Origin of the sequence: Pseudomonas fluorescens (assembly GCF_900215245.1) — a bacterium.
Lineage (GTDB): Bacteria > Pseudomonadota > Gammaproteobacteria > Pseudomonadales > Pseudomonadaceae > Aquipseudomonas > Aquipseudomonas fluorescens.
This window is the reverse complement of sequence record NZ_LT907842.1, coordinates 4,422,636-4,442,150: the sequence shown is the minus strand read 5'-3', so window position 1 is coordinate 4,442,150 and position 19,515 is coordinate 4,422,636. Positions and strand designations below refer to the sequence as shown.

The window sequence follows — 19,515 nt, the reverse complement described above, 5'->3', positions numbered from 1 at the left end:
TTAAACGTGCGGGTCACCTGGCGCTTTGGCGGGCGTCGCATACTGCGGCTTCAGGTGGCCTTCCTGGTCGAGCAGCCAGGCGTCCATGATTTGCCGCACCACGGGACCTGCCACGCGGCCACCGGCCTCGCCGTTCTCAATCATCACCGAGATCACGATTTTCGGGTGTTCAGCCGGAGCGAAGCCAACGAACAGGGCGTTATCACGATGGCGCTCAAGGGTCTTGTTACGGTTGTAGCGCTCACCTTGCTTGATCGCCACCACCTGCGCGGTACCACTTTTGCCAGCAATCCGGTATTGGGCGCCAAGCGCCGCCGCACGGGCGATACCACGCGGGTCGTGCATCACCAGTTGCATGCCGTGGTTGACCTGCTCCCAATCACGCGGATCTTTCAGAACCACATTGGGCATGGGGTTTTCGTCGACCGGCGGCACGCCATTGATGGTCTTGGCCAAGTGCGGCCGGTTCCATACACCTTTGTTGGCGATCAACGCTGTGGCCTGCGCGAGCTGCAACGGCGTGACCTGCATGTAACCCTGGCCAATGCCAAGGATTACGGTTTCGCCCGGGAACCAGGGTTGACGGCGTGTCGCACGTTTCCAGGCCTGGGAAGGCATCAAGCCGGCCGACTCTTCGAACATGTCGAGGGAGACCTTCTGACCGAGGCCAAATTCGGCCAGGTAGTCGTGCAGGCGGTCGATGCCCAGTTTATGGGCCAGGTCGTAAAAGTAGGTGTCATTGGAGCGCATGATGGCCGCGTCCATGTCCACCCAGCCGTCGCCGCTGTGGTTCCAGTTGCGGTATTTATGGTCGAAATCGGGCAACTGGTAGTAACCGGGGTCGAACACCCGGGTTTGTGCGGTAACCACACCACTGTCCAGACCGGCGATGGCCACTTCCGGCTTGATCGTCGAACCCGGCGCGTAAAGCCCGCGCAGCACGCGGTTGAACAGCGGCCGATCGATGGAGTCGTGCAGCGCAGCGTATTCCTTGAAGCTGATACCGGTGACGAACAGGTTCGGGTCAAAGCTCGGCTTGCTGACCATGGCCAGCACTTCACCGGTTTGCGGGTCGAGGGCGACGACCGAACCACGGCGGTCGCCCAAGGCCTCTTCGGCGGCTTCCTGGAGTTTGACATCGAGGCTCAGGACGATGTTTTTGCCGGGGATCGGATCGGTGTGCTTGAGCACGCGTAATACGCGACCCTGGGCATTGGTCTCGACCTCTTCATAACCGACATGGCCGTGCAGTTCGGACTCGTAGAAGCGCTCGATACCGGTCTTGCCGATGGACTGGGTGCCACGGTACTCCACCGAATCAAGCGCCTTGGATTCTTTTTCATTGATTCGGCCGACGTAGCCAATCGAATGGGCGAAATGCGCGCCCAGAGGGTAATGGCGCACGAATTGCGGCTCGACGTCGACACCGGGCAGGCGGAACTCGTTAACCGCCAATAAGGCGATCTGCTCTTCGGTCAATTCGTAGAACAACGTAACGGGCACAAAAGGATGTCGGGCCTGCTTCAGCGCCTTGTCGAACACAGCGCGATCTTCGGCCGGCAAATGCAGCAAGTTGACGATGGCGTCCAGTTCGCCCTTGAGGTCGGTGGTGCGCTCGCGAGTGATAGTCAGGTTATAGCTGGGACGGTTGTCGGCCAGCACCACGCCATTACGGTCATAAATCAGCCCGCGAGTCGGCGTAATCGGCAATACGTGGACGCGGTTGTTTTCGGAAATCGTCGAGTGATAGTCGTACTGCACCACCTGCAGGAAATACATACGCCCGACCAGCGCACAGGTGATGCCAATCACCAACAGCGCGCAAGCGAGTAAACGCTTGTTGACCAGGCGGTTTTCTTTTTCGTGATCTTTGATCGGTATCGGTTCAGGCATTTCTACAGCATCTCGTTGAAGAAGGTCGACGCCGCGTCCTGCGGATGAAAGATCAATCCTTGTGAAAATGTGCTGCACCATACCAAAAATGCAGAAACACTTTGCATCGATTTCCCCAACGGCATGCTGTTTTGTCAGGAGAGGATCGATTTTGGCTCCGGAAAGGCCTCCAGATCAGTGGGCGTTCGTATGACGCGAAGTGTGTCGCTGACAGAAATTGGGACAGAAGCAGGAAGGGTTTTAGGAAAACCAGAATTTTTTACTTTTCGACCGCCCAAAACAAAACCCCTGTTCGCGTTAGCAAACAGGGGTTCTGGAATTTAATCTTGACGATGACCTACTCTCACATGGGGAAACCCCACACTACCATCGGCGATGCATCGTTTCACTACTGAGTTCGGGATGGGATCAGGTGGTTCCAATGCTCTATGGTCGTCAAGAAATTCGGGTACTGAGTCGTGGCCAGCTGGCCTCGCTTCAGCAAATTGGGTATGTGATAGCTTTCGGTGTTTTGTGAAATTCGAACTTTCGGTTCTATCGTCTTCACATACCGCAATCTGATGCTTCTGCTTGTTTCCAAGTCAGGAGTAGTCAAATTGCTTGGGTGTTATATGGTCAAGCCTCACGGGCAATTAGTATTGGTTAGCTCAACGCCTCACAGCGCTTACACACCCAACCTATCAACGTCGTAGTCTTCGACGGCCCTTCAGGGGACTCAAGGTCCCAGTGAGATCTCATCTTGAGGCTAGTTTCCCGCTTAGATGCTTTCAGCGGTTATCTATTCCGAACATAGCTACCCGGCAATGCCACTGGCGTGACAACCGGAACACCAGAGGTTCGTCCACTCCGGTCCTCTCGTACTAGGAGCAGCCCCTCTCAAATCTCAAACGTCCACGGCAGATAGGGACCGAACTGTCTCACGACGTTCTAAACCCAGCTCGCGTACCACTTTAAATGGCGAACAGCCATACCCTTGGGACCGGCTTCAGCCCCAGGATGTGATGAGCCGACATCGAGGTGCCAAACACCGCCGTCGATATGAACTCTTGGGCGGTATCAGCCTGTTATCCCCGGAGTACCTTTTATCCGTTGAGCGATGGCCCTTCCATACAGAACCACCGGATCACTAAGACCTACTTTCGTACCTGCTCGACGTGTCTGTCTCGCAGTCAAGCGCGCTTTTGCCTTTATACTCTACGACCGATTTCCGACCGGTCTGAGCGCACCTTCGTACTCCTCCGTTACTCTTTAGGAGGAGACCGCCCCAGTCAAACTACCCACCATACACTGTCCTCGATCCGGATAACGGACCTGAGTTAGAACCTCAAAGTTGCCAGGGTGGTATTTCAAGGTTGGCTCCACGCGAACTGGCGTCCACGCTTCAAAGCCTCCCACCTATCCTACACAAGCAAATTCAAAGTCCAGTGCAAAGCTATAGTAAAGGTTCACGGGGTCTTTCCGTCTAGCCGCGGATACACTGCATCTTCACAGCGATTTCAATTTCACTGAGTCTCGGGTGGAGACAGCGCCGCCATCGTTACGCCATTCGTGCAGGTCGGAACTTACCCGACAAGGAATTTCGCTACCTTAGGACCGTTATAGTTACGGCCGCCGTTTACCGGGGCTTCGATCAAGAGCTTCGCGTTAGCTAACCCCATCAATTAACCTTCCGGCACCGGGCAGGCGTCACACCCTATACGTCCACTTTCGTGTTTGCAGAGTGCTGTGTTTTTAATAAACAGTCGCAGCGGCCTGGTATCTTCGACCGGCATGAGCTTACGGAGCAAGTCCTTCACCCTCACCGGCGCACCTTCTCCCGAAGTTACGGTGCCATTTTGCCTAGTTCCTTCACCCGAGTTCTCTCAAGCGCCTTGGTATTCTCTACCCAACCACCTGTGTCGGTTTGGGGTACGGTTCCTGGTTACCTGAAGCTTAGAAGCTTTTCTTGGAAGCATGGCATCAACCACTTCGTTAACTAAAAGTTAACTCGTCATCAGCTCTCGGCCTTAGAATCCCGGATTTACCTAAGATTCCAGCCTACCACCTTAAACTTGGACAACCAACGCCAAGCTGGCCTAGCCTTCTCCGTCCCTCCATCGCAATAACCAGAAGTACAGGAATATTAACCTGTTTTCCATCGACTACGCTTTTCAGCCTCGCCTTAGGGACCGACTAACCCTGCGTCGATTAACGTTGCGCAGGAAACCTTGGTCTTTCGGCGTGGGTGTTTTTCACACCCATTGTCGTTACTCATGTCAGCATTCGCACTTCTGATACCTCCAGCAAGCTTCTCAACTCACCTTCACAGGCTTACAGAACGCTCCTCTACCGCATCACTTACGTGATACCCGTAGCTTCGGTGTATGGTTTGAGCCCCGTTACATCTTCCGCGCAGGCCGACTCGACTAGTGAGCTATTACGCTTTCTTTAAAGGGTGGCTGCTTCTAAGCCAACCTCCTAGCTGTCTAAGCCTTCCCACATCGTTTCCCACTTAACCATAACTTTGGGACCTTAGCTGACGGTCTGGGTTGTTTCCCTTTTCACGACGGACGTTAGCACCCGCCGTGTGTCTCCCATGCTCGGCACTTGTAGGTATTCGGAGTTTGCATCGGTTTGGTAAGTCGGGATGACCCCCTAGCCGAAACAGTGCTCTACCCCCTACAGTGATACATGAGGCGCTACCTAAATAGCTTTCGAGGAGAACCAGCTATCTCCGAGCTTGATTAGCCTTTCACTCCGATCCACAGGTCATCCGCTAACTTTTCAACGGTAGTCGGTTCGGTCCTCCAGTTAGTGTTACCCAACCTTCAACCTGCCCATGGATAGATCGCCCGGTTTCGGGTCTATTCCCAGCGACTAGACGCCCTATTAAGACTCGCTTTCGCTACGCCTCCCCTATTCGGTTAAGCTCGCCACTGAAAATAAGTCGCTGACCCATTATACAAAAGGTACGCAGTCACAGAACAAAGTCTGCTCCCACTGCTTGTACGCATACGGTTTCAGGATCTATTTCACTCCCCTCTCCGGGGTTCTTTTCGCCTTTCCCTCACGGTACTAGTTCACTATCGGTCAGTCAGTAGTATTTAGCCTTGGAGGATGGTCCCCCCATATTCAGACAAAGTTTCTCGTGCTCCGTCCTACTCGATTTCATGACTAAGAGATTTTCGCGTACAGGGCTATCACCCACTATGGCCGCACTTTCCAGAGCGTTCCGCTAATCTCAAAGCCACTTAAGTGCTAGTCCCCGTTCGCTCGCCACTACTAAGGGAATCTCGGTTGATTTCTTTTCCTCAGGGTACTTAGATGTTTCAGTTCCCCTGGTTCGCCTCTTACGCCTATGTATTCAGCGTAAGATAACCATCTTATGATGGCTGGGTTCCCCCATTCAGACATCTCCGGATCAAAGTCTGTTTGCCGACTCCCCGAAGCTTTTCGCAGGCTACCACGTCTTTCATCGCCTCTGACTGCCAAGGCATCCACCGTATGCGCTTCTTCACTTGACCATATAACCCCAAGCAATCTGGTTATACTGTGAAGACAACATTCGCCGAAAATTCGATAATACTCAATTACGAGTAACTCACAAATTTTACCTTAGCCTGATCCGTTACCAGTGAAAGTAACGTTCAGTCTATCTTTCTATCACATACCCAAATTTTTAAAGAACGATCTAATCAAAGACTAGAAATCAACATTCACCATCATCACAATGGAATGCTCATTTCTAAGCTTTCGAAACTTCAGAAGCAGTAGTGGTGGAGCCAAACGGGATCGAACCGTTGACCTCCTGCGTGCAAGGCAGGCGCTCTCCCAGCTGAGCTATGGCCCCGTATTTCTACAGGCGTTTCCCACACAAAATTGGTGGGTCTGGGCAGATTCGAACTGCCGACCTCACCCTTATCAGGGGTGCGCTCTAACCAACTGAGCTACAGACCCAATTTCGGGCTGCTTCTTATCGTCTTCTTCAATGAATCAAGCAATTCGTGTGGGAACTTATGGAGCAGCTGATGTCGTCGATTAAGGAGGTGATCCAGCCGCAGGTTCCCCTACGGCTACCTTGTTACGACTTCACCCCAGTCATGAATCACACCGTGGTAACCGTCCTCCCGAAGGTTAGACTAGCTACTTCTGGTGCAACCCACTCCCATGGTGTGACGGGCGGTGTGTACAAGGCCCGGGAACGTATTCACCGCGACATTCTGATTCGCGATTACTAGCGATTCCGACTTCACGCAGTCGAGTTGCAGACTGCGATCCGGACTACGATCGGTTTTGTGGGATTAGCTCCACCTCGCGGTTTGGCAACCCTCTGTACCGACCATTGTAGCACGTGTGTAGCCCAGGCCGTAAGGGCCATGATGACTTGACGTCATCCCCACCTTCCTCCGGTTTGTCACCGGCAGTCTCCTTAGAGTGCCCACCATTACGTGCTGGTAACTAAGGACAAGGGTTGCGCTCGTTACGGGACTTAACCCAACATCTCACGACACGAGCTGACGACAGCCATGCAGCACCTGTCTCAATGTTCCCGAAGGCACCAATCTATCTCTAGAAAGTTCATTGGATGTCAAGGCCTGGTAAGGTTCTTCGCGTTGCTTCGAATTAAACCACATGCTCCACCGCTTGTGCGGGCCCCCGTCAATTCATTTGAGTTTTAACCTTGCGGCCGTACTCCCCAGGCGGTCAACTTAATGCGTTAGCTGCGCCACTAAGAGCTCAAGGCTCCCAACGGCTAGTTGACATCGTTTACGGCGTGGACTACCAGGGTATCTAATCCTGTTTGCTCCCCACGCTTTCGCACCTCAGTGTCAGTATTAGTCCAGGTGGTCGCCTTCGCCACTGGTGTTCCTTCCTATATCTACGCATTTCACCGCTACACAGGAAATTCCACCACCCTCTACCATACTCTAGTCAGTCAGTTTTGAATGCAGTTCCCAGGTTGAGCCCGGGGATTTCACATCCAACTTAACAAACCACCTACGCGCGCTTTACGCCCAGTAATTCCGATTAACGCTTGCACCCTCTGTATTACCGCGGCTGCTGGCACAGAGTTAGCCGGTGCTTATTCTGTCGGTAACGTCAAAACACTAACGTATTAGGTTAATGCCCTTCCTCCCAACTTAAAGTGCTTTACAATCCGAAGACCTTCTTCACACACGCGGCATGGCTGGATCAGGCTTTCGCCCATTGTCCAATATTCCCCACTGCTGCCTCCCGTAGGAGTCTGGACCGTGTCTCAGTTCCAGTGTGACTGATCATCCTCTCAGACCAGTTACGGATCGTCGCCTTGGTGAGCCATTACCTCACCAACTAGCTAATCCGACCTAGGCTCATCTGATAGCGCAAGGCCCGAAGGTCCCCTGCTTTCTCCCGTAGGACGTATGCGGTATTAGCGTCCGTTTCCGAACGTTATCCCCCACTACCAGGCAGATTCCTAGGCTTTACTCACCCGTCCGCCGCTCTCAAGAGAAGCAAGCTTCTCTCTACCGCTCGACTTGCATGTGTTAGGCCTGCCGCCAGCGTTCAATCTGAGCCATGATCAAACTCTTCAGTTCAAACATCTTTGGGTTTTTAAGAAACCCTAAACTTGGCTCAGCAATCGTTGGTTACATCTTTGATTTCTCGCGGAGTAACTTGTGATGCTGATAATCTTGTTGACTATCAGTCTGACTCCACAAGCACCCACACGAATTGCTTGATTCAGTTGTTAAAGAGCGGTTGGTTAAGATCTTTCGTCTCAACCGAGGCGCGCATTCTACAGCAGCCTCATTTGCTGTCAAGTGATTATTTTCAGAAGTTTTCAAGGAATTCCTCAACAACTTCAACCACTTGCGCTTCCGATCTCTCGTTAGCGGGAGGCGAATTCTACAGCGTTACACGCTGCTGTCAACACCTCTTTTTCTCCGCTTTCGACCGAGAAGATCGAAACGTTAATAGAGCCAAACAACACTGCCCTACCAACTCCTTCTGGGCTTCGATGACCTGAAGCAACTCGCTGTCGAATCTCGCATAACTCTTTGTTTACCAAGGAGTTTTCCGTTTCGACTGCGCCGGAAGTGGGGCGAATTATAGACGTCCAGAATCTGCCGTCAACCGTTTATTTGGATTCTCTATCAAACAATCGAAAATCTACAAACCGCTTCTATGAAGAACGCCAAAACCCATCAGCTGAGCAATATATTGCTCAAACCCAGCCAGTTAAGCATCATATGCGTTCTGCTTCTCTACTATGACTTCGGACGAACACCCCCAATGACCACCCCACCGCGCAGCCTGGCCTCGGCATTGTTTCCTGTCGGCCTGCTGTTGATCGCCATGGCTTCCATCCAGTCCGGTGCCTCGCTGGCCAAAAGCATGTTTCCCATCGTCGGCGCACAGGGCACCACCACCCTGCGCCTGATTTTTGCCAGCGTAATCATGCTGCTTCTATTACGCCCATGGCGCGCCAGGCTGACGGCAAAGTCCCTGCGCACAGTCATCGTCTATGGAATGGCGTTGGGCGGCATGAACTTCCTCTTCTATATGTCATTGCGCACAGTCCCTTTGGGCATCGCGGTAGCGCTGGAATTCACAGGCCCCCTCGCCGTGGCTATCTACGCCTCACGCAGAGCTGTAGATTTTTTATGGATTGGCCTTGCGATTGCGGGCCTTCTGTTGCTGATCCCGACAGGCGAAGCCAGCAGCGGTATCGACTTGACCGGCGCCGCCTACGCATTGGGCGCAGGGGTGTGCTGGGCACTCTATATTCTGTTCGGCCAGAAGGCCGGCAATGACAATGGCGTGCAAACTGCGGCACTCGGGGTAATGATCGCTGCCTTGTTCGTAGCACCGATCGGCATCGTGCATGCCGGCAGCGCATTACTGACGCCTGCGCTGATTCCCGTCGCCCTGGGTGTTGCCATTCTATCCACTGCCCTGCCCTACACCCTGGAAATGGTCGCCCTCACTCGCCTTCCTGCCCGCACCTTCGGTACGTTGATGAGCATCGAGCCCGCATTCGGCGCGCTCTCCGGCCTGTTTTTCCTGCAAGAACACTTGTCCCTCGCGCAATGGATGGCGATCACTTGCATCATTCTGGCCTCCGTCGGCGCCACGCTGACCATGCGCAATGAATCCAAACCACTGGTGCCAGCCGATTGATCGTCATCGCAGGTAGCTCTGGTATTTGCCGCTCATTTAGGCCATGTTTAGGCCGTAAGCGAATGTCTTTCATGGAGAATTTCGACACGGACAGCTGAACGCTACAATCGAGAGCGCGTAAAGCCTGCATCGAGCCTTTTTGCGAAGCGGCTATTAAGGATAGTGATGAAAAGAATTTTGATACTGTTAATGGTCGTGGGCATAGCAGGCTGCGCTGCGACCACCAAGACAGAAGTGAAACGCGGCAAAAAAGGGCTACATATCAACTGTTCAGGCCTGTCCTCCTCCTGGGACCAGTGCTACACCAGTGCAACCAATTCCTGCGGTGCCAAGGGCTACCGGGTTATCGCCAAGTCCGGCGACAACTCCGAAGAGCCGGGGGACTATCCTTTCGGCATCAACCCGGCCGGCTACACCAGCCGCAGCATGATCGTCATCTGTAAATGACCGCCCGAGCAGTCCCCCCCCCCGACTGCTCCGCCCTTCTTAAATTCCCACCCCAACCGGCCATTCGCGACGCCACGGCTACACTCCAGCTCGACAATCGAGCCAATGGAGTTGCCATGACACATAACAAGAAAATCGTATTGGTAGTGGGTGCCGGTGATGCTACCGGCGGCGCCATTGCCAAGCGCTTTGCCCGCGAAGGTTACGTGGCCTGCGTCACCCGTCGCAGTGCCGACAAGTTGCAGCCCCTTGTGGACAGTATCCAATCGACGGGGGGTGAAGCTCATGGCTTTGCCTGTGATGCACGTAAAGAGGAAGACGTGATCGCACTGATTGAACAGATCGAAACCGAGCTGGGGCCCATCGAAGCGTTCGTGTTTAACATCGGCGCCAATGTGCCATGCAGCATCCTGGAAGAGACCGCCCGCAAATACTTCAAGATATGGGAGCTGGCCTGCTTCTCCGGTTTCCTGAATGCTCGCGAAGTTGCCAAACGTATGGTGACCCGCAATAGAGGCACGATCCTGTTCACCGGCGCCACCGCCGGTTTGCGCGGAGCAGCCGGATTTGCCGCATTCGCCGGCGCCAAGCACGGCATCCGCGCCCTCGCGCAAAGCATGGCGCGAGAACTGGGCCCCAGGAATATCCACGTGGCCCATGTGGTGGTCGACGGTGCAATCGACACTGACTTCATTCGCGACAATTTTCCGCAGAAATACGCCCTGAAAGATCAGGACGGCATCCTCAATCCGGAACACATCGCCGACAACTATTGGTACCTGCACAGCCAACCACGTGACGCCTGGACCTTTGAGCTGGACCTGCGTCCCTGGAATGAAGCCTGGTAAGCGCTATCCCCCCAATAATAAGCAGCGAGTATCGCCATGAGTAAAACCCTGGAGTTCTTCTTTGACCTCGGCAGCCCGGCCACTTACCTGGCCTATACCCAATTGCCTGCCTTATGCGCCGAAACCGGCACGCAACTGGTCTATCAGCCGATGTTGCTGGGTGGCGTGTTCAAGGCCACAGGCAACGCCTCGCCAATCACCGTGCCGGCCAAAGGTCGTTACACGTTCAATGACTTGGCGCGGTACGCAAAACGCTACAACGTGACGCTCAAGTTCAACCCGCACTTCCCCATCAACACCTTGGTGCTGATGCGCGCCGTTACCGGTATCCAACTACGTCAGCCAGAACGCTTCCAGGCGTTTATTGACTGCCTGTTCCGCGCCATCTGGGTTGAAGGCCGCAACCTGGGCGATCCCGCGGGGGTGGCTGCGGTTCTGACCGAAGCAGGCTTCGACCCTGACGAAGTGCTGGCCCTGGCCAATGATGAACGCACAAAAACAGCGCTCAAGGACAAAACCGAAGAGGCTATTCAGCGCGGCGTTTTCGGTGCGCCCAGCATGTTTGTAGGCAATGACATGTTCTTCGGTCAGGACCGTCTGGATTTTGTGCGCGAAGCGCTCAGCTAGGCGTTGAACGCCCACCGCCCTTGAACGCCGCTTGCGAGCACTTCGCAAGCGGCGCATGCCGATCAAATAGCCGCGGTACGCACCTGCAGCCACTCCAATGCAGCACCGTTGAGCAACGGGCTTAAACGCTCACGCACTTCGGCGTGGTAGGCGTTGAACCACGCGCGTTCGTCCACCGTCAGCAACGATGGCTCCAGGCAACGCGTGTCGATTGGGCACAAGGTCAGCGTTTCAAACTTGAGGAACTCACCGAACTCGGTCTTGCCGGCTTCACGGTTCAATACCAGGTTCTCAATACGCACACCCCAGCGACCTGGGCGATAAGTGCCCGGTTCAATCGAAGTAATCATTCCCGGCTGCATCGCGGTCTGTGGCGCAGTGGCGGCCTGGTAGGCGATCACCTGCGGGCCTTCATGTACATTCAGGAAATAGCCTACGCCGTGGCCCGTACCATGGCCGTAGTCCACACCTTCAGCCCAGATCGGCGCACGCGCAATCGCATCCAGCAACGGCGACAGAATGCCCTTGGGGAAGTGTGCACGAGACAGCGCAATCACGCCCTTAAGGACCCGCGTGCAGTCGCGCTTCTGCTCCTCACTCGGCGTACCGATCGGCACCATCCGCGTGATATCGGTGGTGCCGCCGAGGTACTGGCCGCCCGAGTCGATCAACAGCAAACCATCGCCCTCGATCAGCGCATGCTCTTCTTCAGTGGCGTGGTAATGCGGCATCGCGCCATTGGCATTGAATGCAGCAATGGTGTTGAAACTCAGCGATACATAATCGGGGCGACGGGTGCGTGCCGCCGTCAGGTGTTCGTCGATAGTCAGCTCGGTGATGCGCTCGCGGCCCAACGCACCGTCCAACCAAGCGAAGAATTCGCACAGCGCCGCACCATCCTGCTCCATGGCCCGGCGAATATGCTCCGCGTCAGCCAGGCTTTTGCGGGATTTGGCCAGCGTAGTCGGGTTCAGCCCCTCGACCAGCTTGACCCCCGCATCGAGATTCTCCAGCAACCCTGTGGTCACGCGAGCCGGGTCAACTTGCAAGCTGGCACCCGACGGCACGGCACGCAGCGCATCAGCCACTTCGCTGTAGTCGCGCAAGGTCACACCATCCTGCTCCAGGATTGCGCGCAGTTGCGCGTCGACCTTGCTCAGCGCGACAAACAAAGTGGCCTGCTGCTGATTGATCAGGGCAAAGGACACGAACACCGGGTTGAACGACACATCACCGCCACGCAGGTTGAACAACCAGGCGATGTCATCCAGGGTGGCGATGAAATGCCAGTCGGCGCCCTTCTCTTTCAAGCTGGCGCGCAGCGCGCTGAGTTTTTCGCCGCGGCTGACGGTGGCCTGCGGAGGCAGGTGTTGGTAAATCGGCTGGGACGGTAACGCGGGGCGGTCGTGCCAGACTTCATTCAGCACATCGATATCGGTACGCAAGCGTGCGCCGCGCTCCGTCAGCTTGCCGCCCAGGGTACGCGCCGAGGCCACGGCCATCACCGCACCATCCACCGCCACCACAGCGCCTTGCGGAGTGTTTTCAGCCAGCCACTCCAGCGGGCCGGGTTGGCCCGGTTGCAACTTCACCAACTCGATACCACTGCCCTTAAGTTCCTTGGTCGCCTGCTCCCAATAACGGCTGTCGGCCCAGACACCGGCGAAATCTGCGGTGACAATCAACGTCCCCACCGAGCCATAAAACCCGGACAACCACTGCCGCCCCTGCCAGTAACCCGGCAAATACTCGGACAAATGCGGGTCGGCCGACGGCACCAGCAGGGCGTGGATACCCTCGCGGCTCATCAGCTCGCGGGTCAGCGCCAGGCGCTGGGGAACGGATCCATGGGTCAAAGGCTGAGTACTCATTGTGTCTCCTGCTAACCACTAATAATTGTTATGTGCTGCGAATGAAAAATCAGACGGACCAGAATGCCGGTGCACTGGCGAGTGCGGCCTTGATCAATTGCACGGCTTGGTCGATGTCCTGTTCGGTGGTAAACCGACCCAGGCTCAAACGAATGGTGCGGCCCGCGCTGCGTGCGTCATGGCCCAGGGCCAGAAGCACGTGGGACGGCGCATTGCTCGCCGAGTTGCACGCCGAGGTTGCCGAAAAGGCGATGCCTGCGCTCAATGCGGCGGAATTGAACTCACCTTCACTGAACGTGAGGCTGAGCGTATGGGGAATACGTTGTGTAGGGCTGCCATTGAGGCGCACACCCGCCACCGATTCCAACTGATCCAACAGGCGCTGACGCAAGGCGACGATCGTGGCCTTTTCTGCAGAGAACGACGCTGCCGCCAGGGCGAACGCGGTGCCCATACCCGCAATCTGGTGGGTCGCCAGCGTCCCGGAGCGCAACCCACCCTCGTGACCACCGCCGTGAATCTGCGCCAACACTTTCTGTTGCGCACGCGGGCCGACATACAGCGCGCCAATGCCCTTGGGACCGTAAAGCTTGTGGGCGGAAAACGACATCAAATCCACTGGCCACTCAGCCAGGTCGATCGCTACCTTGCCCGCACCTTGCGCCGCATCCACGTGCAGCAGCGCGCCATGCTCACGCACCCGCGCGCCGATGGCGGGGATATCGTTCAGGGTGCCCAGCTCATTGTTCACCAGCATCAAGGACACCAGAAAGGTGTCTTCGCGCAGCGCCTCGCTGACCGCTTCGGCGCTGATCAGCCCTTCGGCATCCGGCACCAGGTAGGTCACGGCCACCCCGGCTTCCTGCAGTTGCCGCGCGGTGTCCAGCGTGGCTTTGTGCTCGATCTGGCTGGTGATGATATGCCCACCCGCCACCCCACGCGCCTGGGCCACACCCTTGATCGCGAGGTTGTTGGACTCCGTAGCGCCGGAGGTCCAGACGATCTGCTCGGGTTGGGCACCGACCAACTCGGCCACCTGACGGCGCGACTGTTCTACCGTTTGCCGGGCGGCTTGGCCGAACGCATGGGAACTGGACGCAGGGTTACCAAAGTTGGCATTGAAGCCCAGGCACTCGACCATCACCTGGATGACCCGCTCATCCACCGGCGTGGTGGCGGCGTAGTCGAAATACAACGGACGTTTATTCATGACGTTTAAGACTCGCAGAGCGTATTCCCAAGAGCAGCGTCTCAGGGGCATCGACCGGAACAGAGGTCGTCAGGTTTAACCGATCGAATGCCATTAAAAAAGGACCACTTTATTTAAATGTGCGTAGGAACGCTCCTGAAATCCAGCTTAACAGGCTGAAGTAACCCCATGGCAAACAAAAAGCCCGAGGTTCCTTAAGGGAATCCTCGGGCTTTTTACCGCTCGGCGCGAACTCAACTGGGACGACCATGCAACACCACACTGCGTTCAGCGTTCATTTCACCCTGGTGATCAAAGCCGAAGGGCTTCGGTGGCTGGCCGGTGAGTGCAGCACGCTGCTGCTGATACTCATCAAACGACAGGCCGCGACGGCCCAAGGCTTCCAACGCCAACTGCTTGGTTTCTTCTGCGGTGTAGGGGCGCGATTCGGGCGATGGATGGGTCGCACAACCGGCGAGGACGGAGCTGACAACTATTAAGGAAACAGCCAGAAAATGCTTCATGGTGGAGGTCCTGCGAAGGAGGTTTCGAGTCAATGAACACAGGCTACTCCCGCCCTCGCACGGTGAAAAATCACCCGCCGTGATAGTCGCTATCAACCATTAAGGCATCCTCGATAGCAGGTAATACATATTCTTTTAAGATCTATAAATATGGAAATACGTTCATTTACGGAATAAAAGTAACCCTCTATAACTGCCTGCACAGCGAACGACACTGTTCGCCCTGCAACTGTTGCTCACGCAACAGTCATTCAACAAAACACCAGGTCGACAACAGCAACTTTCTCAGCAGTGAGCGCGCAGCCTATGTAAATCAAGGCTTGCAGCCGTTGGTACGGCGCTTGCTCAAGACGTTTCACTTCTCTTGCAATGAACCACTGTTGAAAAAGGAACTGTTTATGACCCGTCCCCTGAATGTTGTTGCCCTCTCCGGCGGAACCTGGCGCCCATCCCGCACATTGGTGCTGACCCAAGCCGTGCTGGCCGAACTGGCGAGCCTGCTGCCAATCCAGACCACGCTGATCGAACTGGGTGACATCGCCCGGCCTTTGGGCGGCGCCCTGTCCCGTGATGAACTGCCGGCCGAGGTCGAAGCCCAACTGTTGGCCATCGAACAGGCCGACCTGCTGGTCGTTGCCGCACCGGTCTATCGCGGTTCCTACCCGGGCTTGCTCAAGCACCTGTTCGATCTGGTCGGCCTGAACGCGCTGATCAACACACCGGTGTTGCTCGCGGCCACTGGCGGTAGCGAACGCCACGCACTGGTCCTTGATCACCAACTGCGCCCGCTGTTCAGCTTCTTCCAAGCGCTGACCTTGCCGATCGGCGTGTACGCCACTGAAGCCGATTTCACCGACTACCACATAACCAGTGAGCCCTTGAAGGGCCGTATCCGCCTTGCCGCAGAACGCGCAGCGCCACTGTTTGCTGCGCACTCTCCTTCTCTGCTGAAAATCGCTTAAGGATTTGTCATGGATGTTTTCTGGTTTCTGCCAACCCACGGCGACGGTCATTACCTGGGCACCACCCAAGGCGCACGGCCGGTCACCCTCCACTATCTGAAACAAGTCGCACAAGCAGCTGACAGCCTCGGTTACTACGGCGTGTTGATTCCTACCGGCCGCTCGTGCGAAGACTCCTGGGTTATCGCCTCGGCGCTGGTACCGCTGACTGAACGCCTGCGTTATCTGGTAGCGATCCGCCCGGGCATTATCTCGCCCACGGTCTCGGCACGCATGGCCGCTACCCTGGATCGCCTGTCCAACGGCCGCTTGCTGATCAACGTGGTGACCGGCGGCGACCCCGACGAAAACCGAGGCGACGGCAGTTTCCTCGACCACAGCGAACGCTACGAAGTCTCCGACGAGTTCCTGCAGATCTGGCGTCGTGTGTTGCAGGGCGAATCGGTGGACTTCGAAGGCAAGCACTTGCGCGTACAGAACGCCAAGGCCCTTTACCCGCCGGTGCAGAAGCCGTATCCGCCGCTGTACTTCGGCGGTTCTTCCGACGCCGCCCACGACCTTGCCGCCGAACAGGTGGACGTGTACCTGACCTGGGGCGAGCCGCCCGCCGCCGTTGCGGAAAAACTCGCGGATGTCCGCGAGCGTGCCGCGCGTAAAGGCCGCACCGTGAAGTTCGGTATCCGCCTGCACGTGATCGTGCGCGAGACCGAAGAAGACGCCTGGAAAGCCGCCTACAAACTGATCGAGCACATCAGCGACGACACCATCGCAGCGGCGCAAAAATCCTTCTCGCGCTTTGACTCCGAAGGCCAGCGCCGCATGGCCGCCTTGCACGACGGGCGCCGCGACAACCTGGAAATCGCCCCCAACCTGTGGGCCGGCGTCGGCCTGGTGCGCGGCGGTGCTGGTACGGCACTGGTCGGTAACCCGCAGCAGGTCGCCGAGCGCATCAAAGAGTACGCCGACTTGGGCATCGAGAGCTTCATCTTCTCCGGCTACCCGCACCTGGAAGAAGCCTATCGCTTTGCTGAGTTGGTGTTCCCGCTGTTGCCGGAACCCTACGCCAGCCTTGCCGGGCGTGGTGTCACCAACCTCACGGGCCCGTTTGGCGAAATGATTGCCAACGATGTGTTGCCCACAACCAAGGCCTGAGCGCGCTGAGTCTGCTTGATGTGGGAGCGGGCTTGCTCGCGAATGCGTCCGTTCAGTCAATTCATTTGCGATCGGACACACCGCTTTCGCGAGCAAGCCCGCGTCCACCTTTGGCCTTCTTTGCCCAACCGATATTGAGGAACATCGTGTGACAGCCAAACCCCACAGCGTGCTGCCATCGCCATTGCAGACCGCCAAACTGCTGGCCGCCGAATTTGCCCTCACCGCCGTCGAACGTGATGAGCGTGGCGGCACCCCGAAGGCCGAACGAGACGCCCTGCGCCAAAGCGGCCTGCTGGCCCTGAGCATTCCCACCCAATACGGTGGCCTCGGCGCACGCTGGAGTGAAACCCTGGGTATCGTTCGCGAGTTCGCCAAGGTCGACAGCTCCCTCGCGCACGTTTTCGGTTTCCACCACTTGATGCTCGCCACCGTGCGCCTGTTTGCGCGCCCGGATCAATGGCAACCCTGGTTCGAACAAACCGCCCGCAAAAACTGGTTCTGGGGCAATGCCCTCAACCCGCTGGACACACGCACGGTGGTCAAGGATTTTGGTGGCTGGCGTGAATTCTCCGGCAAGAAGAGCTTCTGCTCCGGCGCCAGCGATTCGGAAATGCTGATTGCCTCTGCCGTGGATGACAGCGCTGGCGGCAAACTGCTGATTGCTGCCATCCCCAGCGGTCGCAGCGGCATCACCCTGCACAATGACTGGAACAATATCGGCCAGCGCCAGACTGACAGCGGCAGCGCCAGCTTCGAACGGGTACGCGTCGAGGAGTCGGAATTGCTGCTCGACCCAGGCCCACTGAGTACGCCGTTCGCCTGCCTGCGCCCACTGATCGCACAGCTGACCTTCACGCATATGTTTCTCGGCATTGCCGAAGGCGCGTTTGAAGAAGCGCGCAACTACACCCTGACCGAAACCCGTTCGTGGCATAAATCCTCGGCCGACGACGTACGCCAGGACCCTTATGTTCTGCACCATTACGGCGAGTTCTGGGTGGCCTTGGAAGGCGTGCGCCTGCTGGTGGAACGCGCTGCCGATCTGCTCGATCAGGCCTGGGCCAAAGGCCCCAACCTCAGTGAACACCAACGCGGCCAACTGGCCATTGCGATCGCCACCGCGAAAGTCGCCGCCACGCGCCAAGGCCTGGAGTTGTGCAGCCGCCTGTTTGAAGTCACCGGCGCGCGCTCCACCCACGCCTCGCTGCGCCTGGACCGCCACTGGCGCAACCTGCGCACACAAACCTTGCACGATCCGGTGGACTACAAGCTCCACGAACTCGGGGACTGGGCGTTGAACCATTCCCTGCCGATACCGACGTTCTACTCTTAAGAGAGGTGCCCATGCAGCTTTTAACCTTACCGCCCTCGCCCGCCCTCGCGACGTCGATTCGCGCCACGGCCCAAGTCTTCGAAGACCCGAAATCCCAGGCGCTGCTCGACCACATCCAGCAAGTGGCGCCCAGCGAGGCCAGCGTGCTGATCATCGGCGAGACCGGCACCGGTAAAGAGCTGGTAGCGCGCCACATTCATAACCTCAGCGCACGGCGCAACCGACCGTTCGTGGCGGTGAACTGCGGGGCGTTTTCCGAATCGCTGGTGGAGGCCGAGCTGTTCGGCCATGAAAAAGGCGCCTTTACCGGCGCGCTCAGTGCCAAGGCCGGTTGGTTCGAAGAAGCCGACGGCGGCACGTTGTTCCTAGATGAGATCGGCGACTTGCCGATGGCGATCCAAGTCAAACTGTTGCGTGTATTACAGGAACGCGAGGTGGTGCGCCTGGGCTCGCGCAAGAGCATCCCCATCGACGTGCGCGTGCTGGCCGCGACCAACGTGCAACTGGAAAAGGCGATTAATGCCGGGCATTTTCGCGAAGACCTCTACTACCGCCTTGACGTCGTCAGCCTTGAGCTCAGCCCGCTGCGCGAGCGCCCCGGCGACATCCTGCCGCTGACCCGGCATTTCATTGAAGCTTACAGCCAGCGCCTGGGCTATGGCCCCATCACCATCAGCCGCGAGGCCGAACACAAGCTCAAAAGCTACAGCTGGCCAGGCAATATTCGCGAGCTGGAAAACGTGATTCACCACACCCTGCTGATCTGCCGCAACGGCGTGATCGAACGCGATGATCTGCGCCTGTCGAACCTGCGCATCGAGCGTCAGGACGACAGCCAGCACACCAGCGATAACAGCGCAGAAGCGTTGCTGGCGCGCGCGTTTCAAAAGCTGTTCGAGGAACAGGCCGGCGCCCTGCACGAAAAGGTCGAGGACGCGTTATTGCGCGCCGCCTACCGCTTCAGCCATTACAACCAGGTGCACACCGCCAGCCTGCTGGGCTTGAGCCGCAACGTCACGCGCACACGCCTGATCAAGATCGGCGAGCTGGCGGTGAACAAGCGCCGCCCTGGGGAAAACGTGCAAGGTGAGCGGATGCTGCACCTATCCATTTAGGCGGCAGTGCAAGGCGTTGTCATGGCTGCGCTCAAAGCTGCGCAGCACCTGGAACGAACCAAACGTCACCGCCGTGGCCTGGTGAGCGCGGATCAGCGTCCAGAAATCTTCCTCGCCGTGCTCAAAACATTCAAACGCCGCCTCACCGTCCTCACGGGAGCGCCATTGCAGGTAATTGAGCACCCGCCGCCCGTCCTCGCTGACCTGCACACTCGCATTGATAAAGCCGCCATGGCCTTGGGCCAGGCGCTCGCTTTGGATGGACAAGGCCGCCACCAGGGCAGACTGCTGCCGGGGCTCGATCTGAAACTCGATCAATTGAGTGAAGCTGCGACTCTTCTCTGATACCTGCATGAACACTCCCCTTTCTCTGTAGGCAGAATCTTGCGATTCGATGCCACGCAGGGTAAA

The 19,515-nt window shown here is 57.0% G+C and carries 13 protein-coding genes, 2 tRNA genes and 3 rRNA genes; 8 read left to right on the top strand and 10 right to left on the bottom strand.

Annotation, left to right across the window (positions count from 1 at the left end; genetic code table 11):
- From mrdA to CPH89_RS20860, 6 genes are all read right to left on the bottom strand, one after another.
- Positions 1-1,893, bottom strand: coding sequence for a penicillin-binding protein 2 (gene mrdA / locus CPH89_RS20885; protein WP_053255369.1), 1,893 nt, complete (start codon positions 1,891-1,893; stop codon positions 1-3).
- Positions 1,894-2,217: 324 nt separating this feature from the next.
- Positions 2,218-2,333, bottom strand: a 5S ribosomal RNA gene (gene rrf, locus CPH89_RS20880).
- A 171-nt stretch (positions 2,334-2,504) separates the two neighbouring features.
- Positions 2,505-5,396: ribosomal RNA gene (locus CPH89_RS20875) — 23S ribosomal RNA — on the bottom strand.
- 250 nt (positions 5,397-5,646) lie between these two features.
- Positions 5,647-5,722: transfer RNA gene (locus tag CPH89_RS20870), tRNA-Ala, on the bottom strand.
- Between the two features lie 30 nt (positions 5,723-5,752).
- A tRNA-Ile gene (locus CPH89_RS20865) sits at positions 5,753-5,829 on the bottom strand.
- Between the two features lie 82 nt (positions 5,830-5,911).
- Positions 5,912-7,448 (bottom strand): 16S ribosomal RNA (locus CPH89_RS20860).
- Together the 16S, 23S and 5S rRNA genes with 2 tRNA genes alongside form the textbook arrangement of a ribosomal RNA operon.
- A gap of 697 nt (positions 7,449-8,145) precedes the next feature.
- On the opposite strand from CPH89_RS20860, the gene rhtA reads away from it, so the two are divergent.
- The 4 genes from rhtA to CPH89_RS20835 all read left to right on the top strand — a co-directional run bounded on the left by rhtA (position 8,146) and on the right by CPH89_RS20835 (position 10,955).
- Entirely contained in the window at positions 8,146-9,033 is an 888-nt protein-coding gene (rhtA, locus tag CPH89_RS20850; RefSeq protein ID WP_053255333.1) for a threonine/homoserine exporter RhtA, read from the top strand.
- A 165-nt stretch (positions 9,034-9,198) separates the two neighbouring features.
- The gene (locus CPH89_RS20845; RefSeq protein ID WP_053255332.1) at positions 9,199-9,480 is read left to right on the top strand and encodes a hypothetical protein; all 282 of its coding nucleotides are present in this window, start codon (positions 9,199-9,201) and stop codon (positions 9,478-9,480) included.
- A gap of 116 nt (positions 9,481-9,596) precedes the next feature.
- A complete protein-coding gene (locus tag CPH89_RS20840; protein WP_053255331.1) occupies positions 9,597-10,328 on the top strand; it encodes an SDR family oxidoreductase in 732 nt (243 codons plus the stop codon).
- Between the two features lie 36 nt (positions 10,329-10,364).
- Positions 10,365-10,955 carry a 2-hydroxychromene-2-carboxylate isomerase gene (locus CPH89_RS20835; RefSeq protein ID WP_053255330.1) on the top strand — a complete coding sequence of 197 codons (591 nt, stop codon included), beginning with the start codon at positions 10,365-10,367 and terminating at the stop codon, positions 10,953-10,955.
- Between the two features lie 62 nt (positions 10,956-11,017).
- On the opposite strand, the gene CPH89_RS20830 is transcribed toward CPH89_RS20835, so the two are convergent.
- From CPH89_RS20830 to CPH89_RS20820, 3 genes are all read right to left on the bottom strand, one after another.
- Positions 11,018-12,826, bottom strand: a complete 1,809-nt coding sequence (locus CPH89_RS20830; RefSeq protein WP_053255329.1) for an aminopeptidase P family protein — start codon at positions 12,824-12,826, stop codon at positions 11,018-11,020.
- Between the two features lie 49 nt (positions 12,827-12,875).
- The gene (locus CPH89_RS20825) at positions 12,876-14,036 is read right to left on the bottom strand and encodes a cysteine desulfurase family protein (RefSeq protein WP_053255328.1); all 1,161 of its coding nucleotides are present in this window, start codon (positions 14,034-14,036) and stop codon (positions 12,876-12,878) included.
- A 233-nt stretch (positions 14,037-14,269) separates the two neighbouring features.
- A complete protein-coding gene (locus CPH89_RS20820) occupies positions 14,270-14,539 on the bottom strand; it encodes a hypothetical protein (RefSeq protein ID WP_053255327.1) in 270 nt (89 codons plus the stop codon).
- A 398-nt stretch (positions 14,540-14,937) separates the two neighbouring features.
- Here CPH89_RS20820 and msuE point away from each other — a divergent pair, with 398 nt between their 5' ends.
- The 4 genes from msuE to CPH89_RS20800 all read left to right on the top strand — a co-directional run bounded on the left by msuE (position 14,938) and on the right by CPH89_RS20800 (position 19,104).
- Positions 14,938-15,501, top strand: coding sequence for an FMN reductase (msuE, locus tag CPH89_RS20815; RefSeq protein WP_053255368.1), 564 nt, complete (start codon positions 14,938-14,940; stop codon positions 15,499-15,501).
- Positions 15,502-15,510: 9 nt separating this feature from the next.
- Positions 15,511-16,653, top strand: a complete 1,143-nt coding sequence (ssuD, locus tag CPH89_RS20810) for an FMNH2-dependent alkanesulfonate monooxygenase (protein ID WP_053255326.1) — start codon at positions 15,511-15,513, stop codon at positions 16,651-16,653.
- A 148-nt stretch (positions 16,654-16,801) separates the two neighbouring features.
- Complete coding sequence (locus CPH89_RS20805; RefSeq protein WP_053255325.1) at positions 16,802-17,989, top strand: acyl-CoA dehydrogenase family protein; 1,188 nt, start codon at positions 16,802-16,804, stop codon at positions 17,987-17,989.
- A gap of 11 nt (positions 17,990-18,000) precedes the next feature.
- Positions 18,001-19,104 carry a sigma-54 interaction domain-containing protein gene (locus CPH89_RS20800; protein WP_053255324.1) on the top strand — a complete coding sequence of 368 codons (1,104 nt, stop codon included), beginning with the start codon at positions 18,001-18,003 and terminating at the stop codon, positions 19,102-19,104.
- Here CPH89_RS20800 and CPH89_RS20795 read toward each other — a convergent pair.
- Entirely contained in the window at positions 19,093-19,458 is a 366-nt protein-coding gene (locus CPH89_RS20795) for an antibiotic biosynthesis monooxygenase (protein ID WP_053255323.1), read from the bottom strand. The genes CPH89_RS20800 and CPH89_RS20795 overlap by 12 nt on opposite strands.
- Positions 19,459-19,515 lie beyond the last annotated feature (57 nt).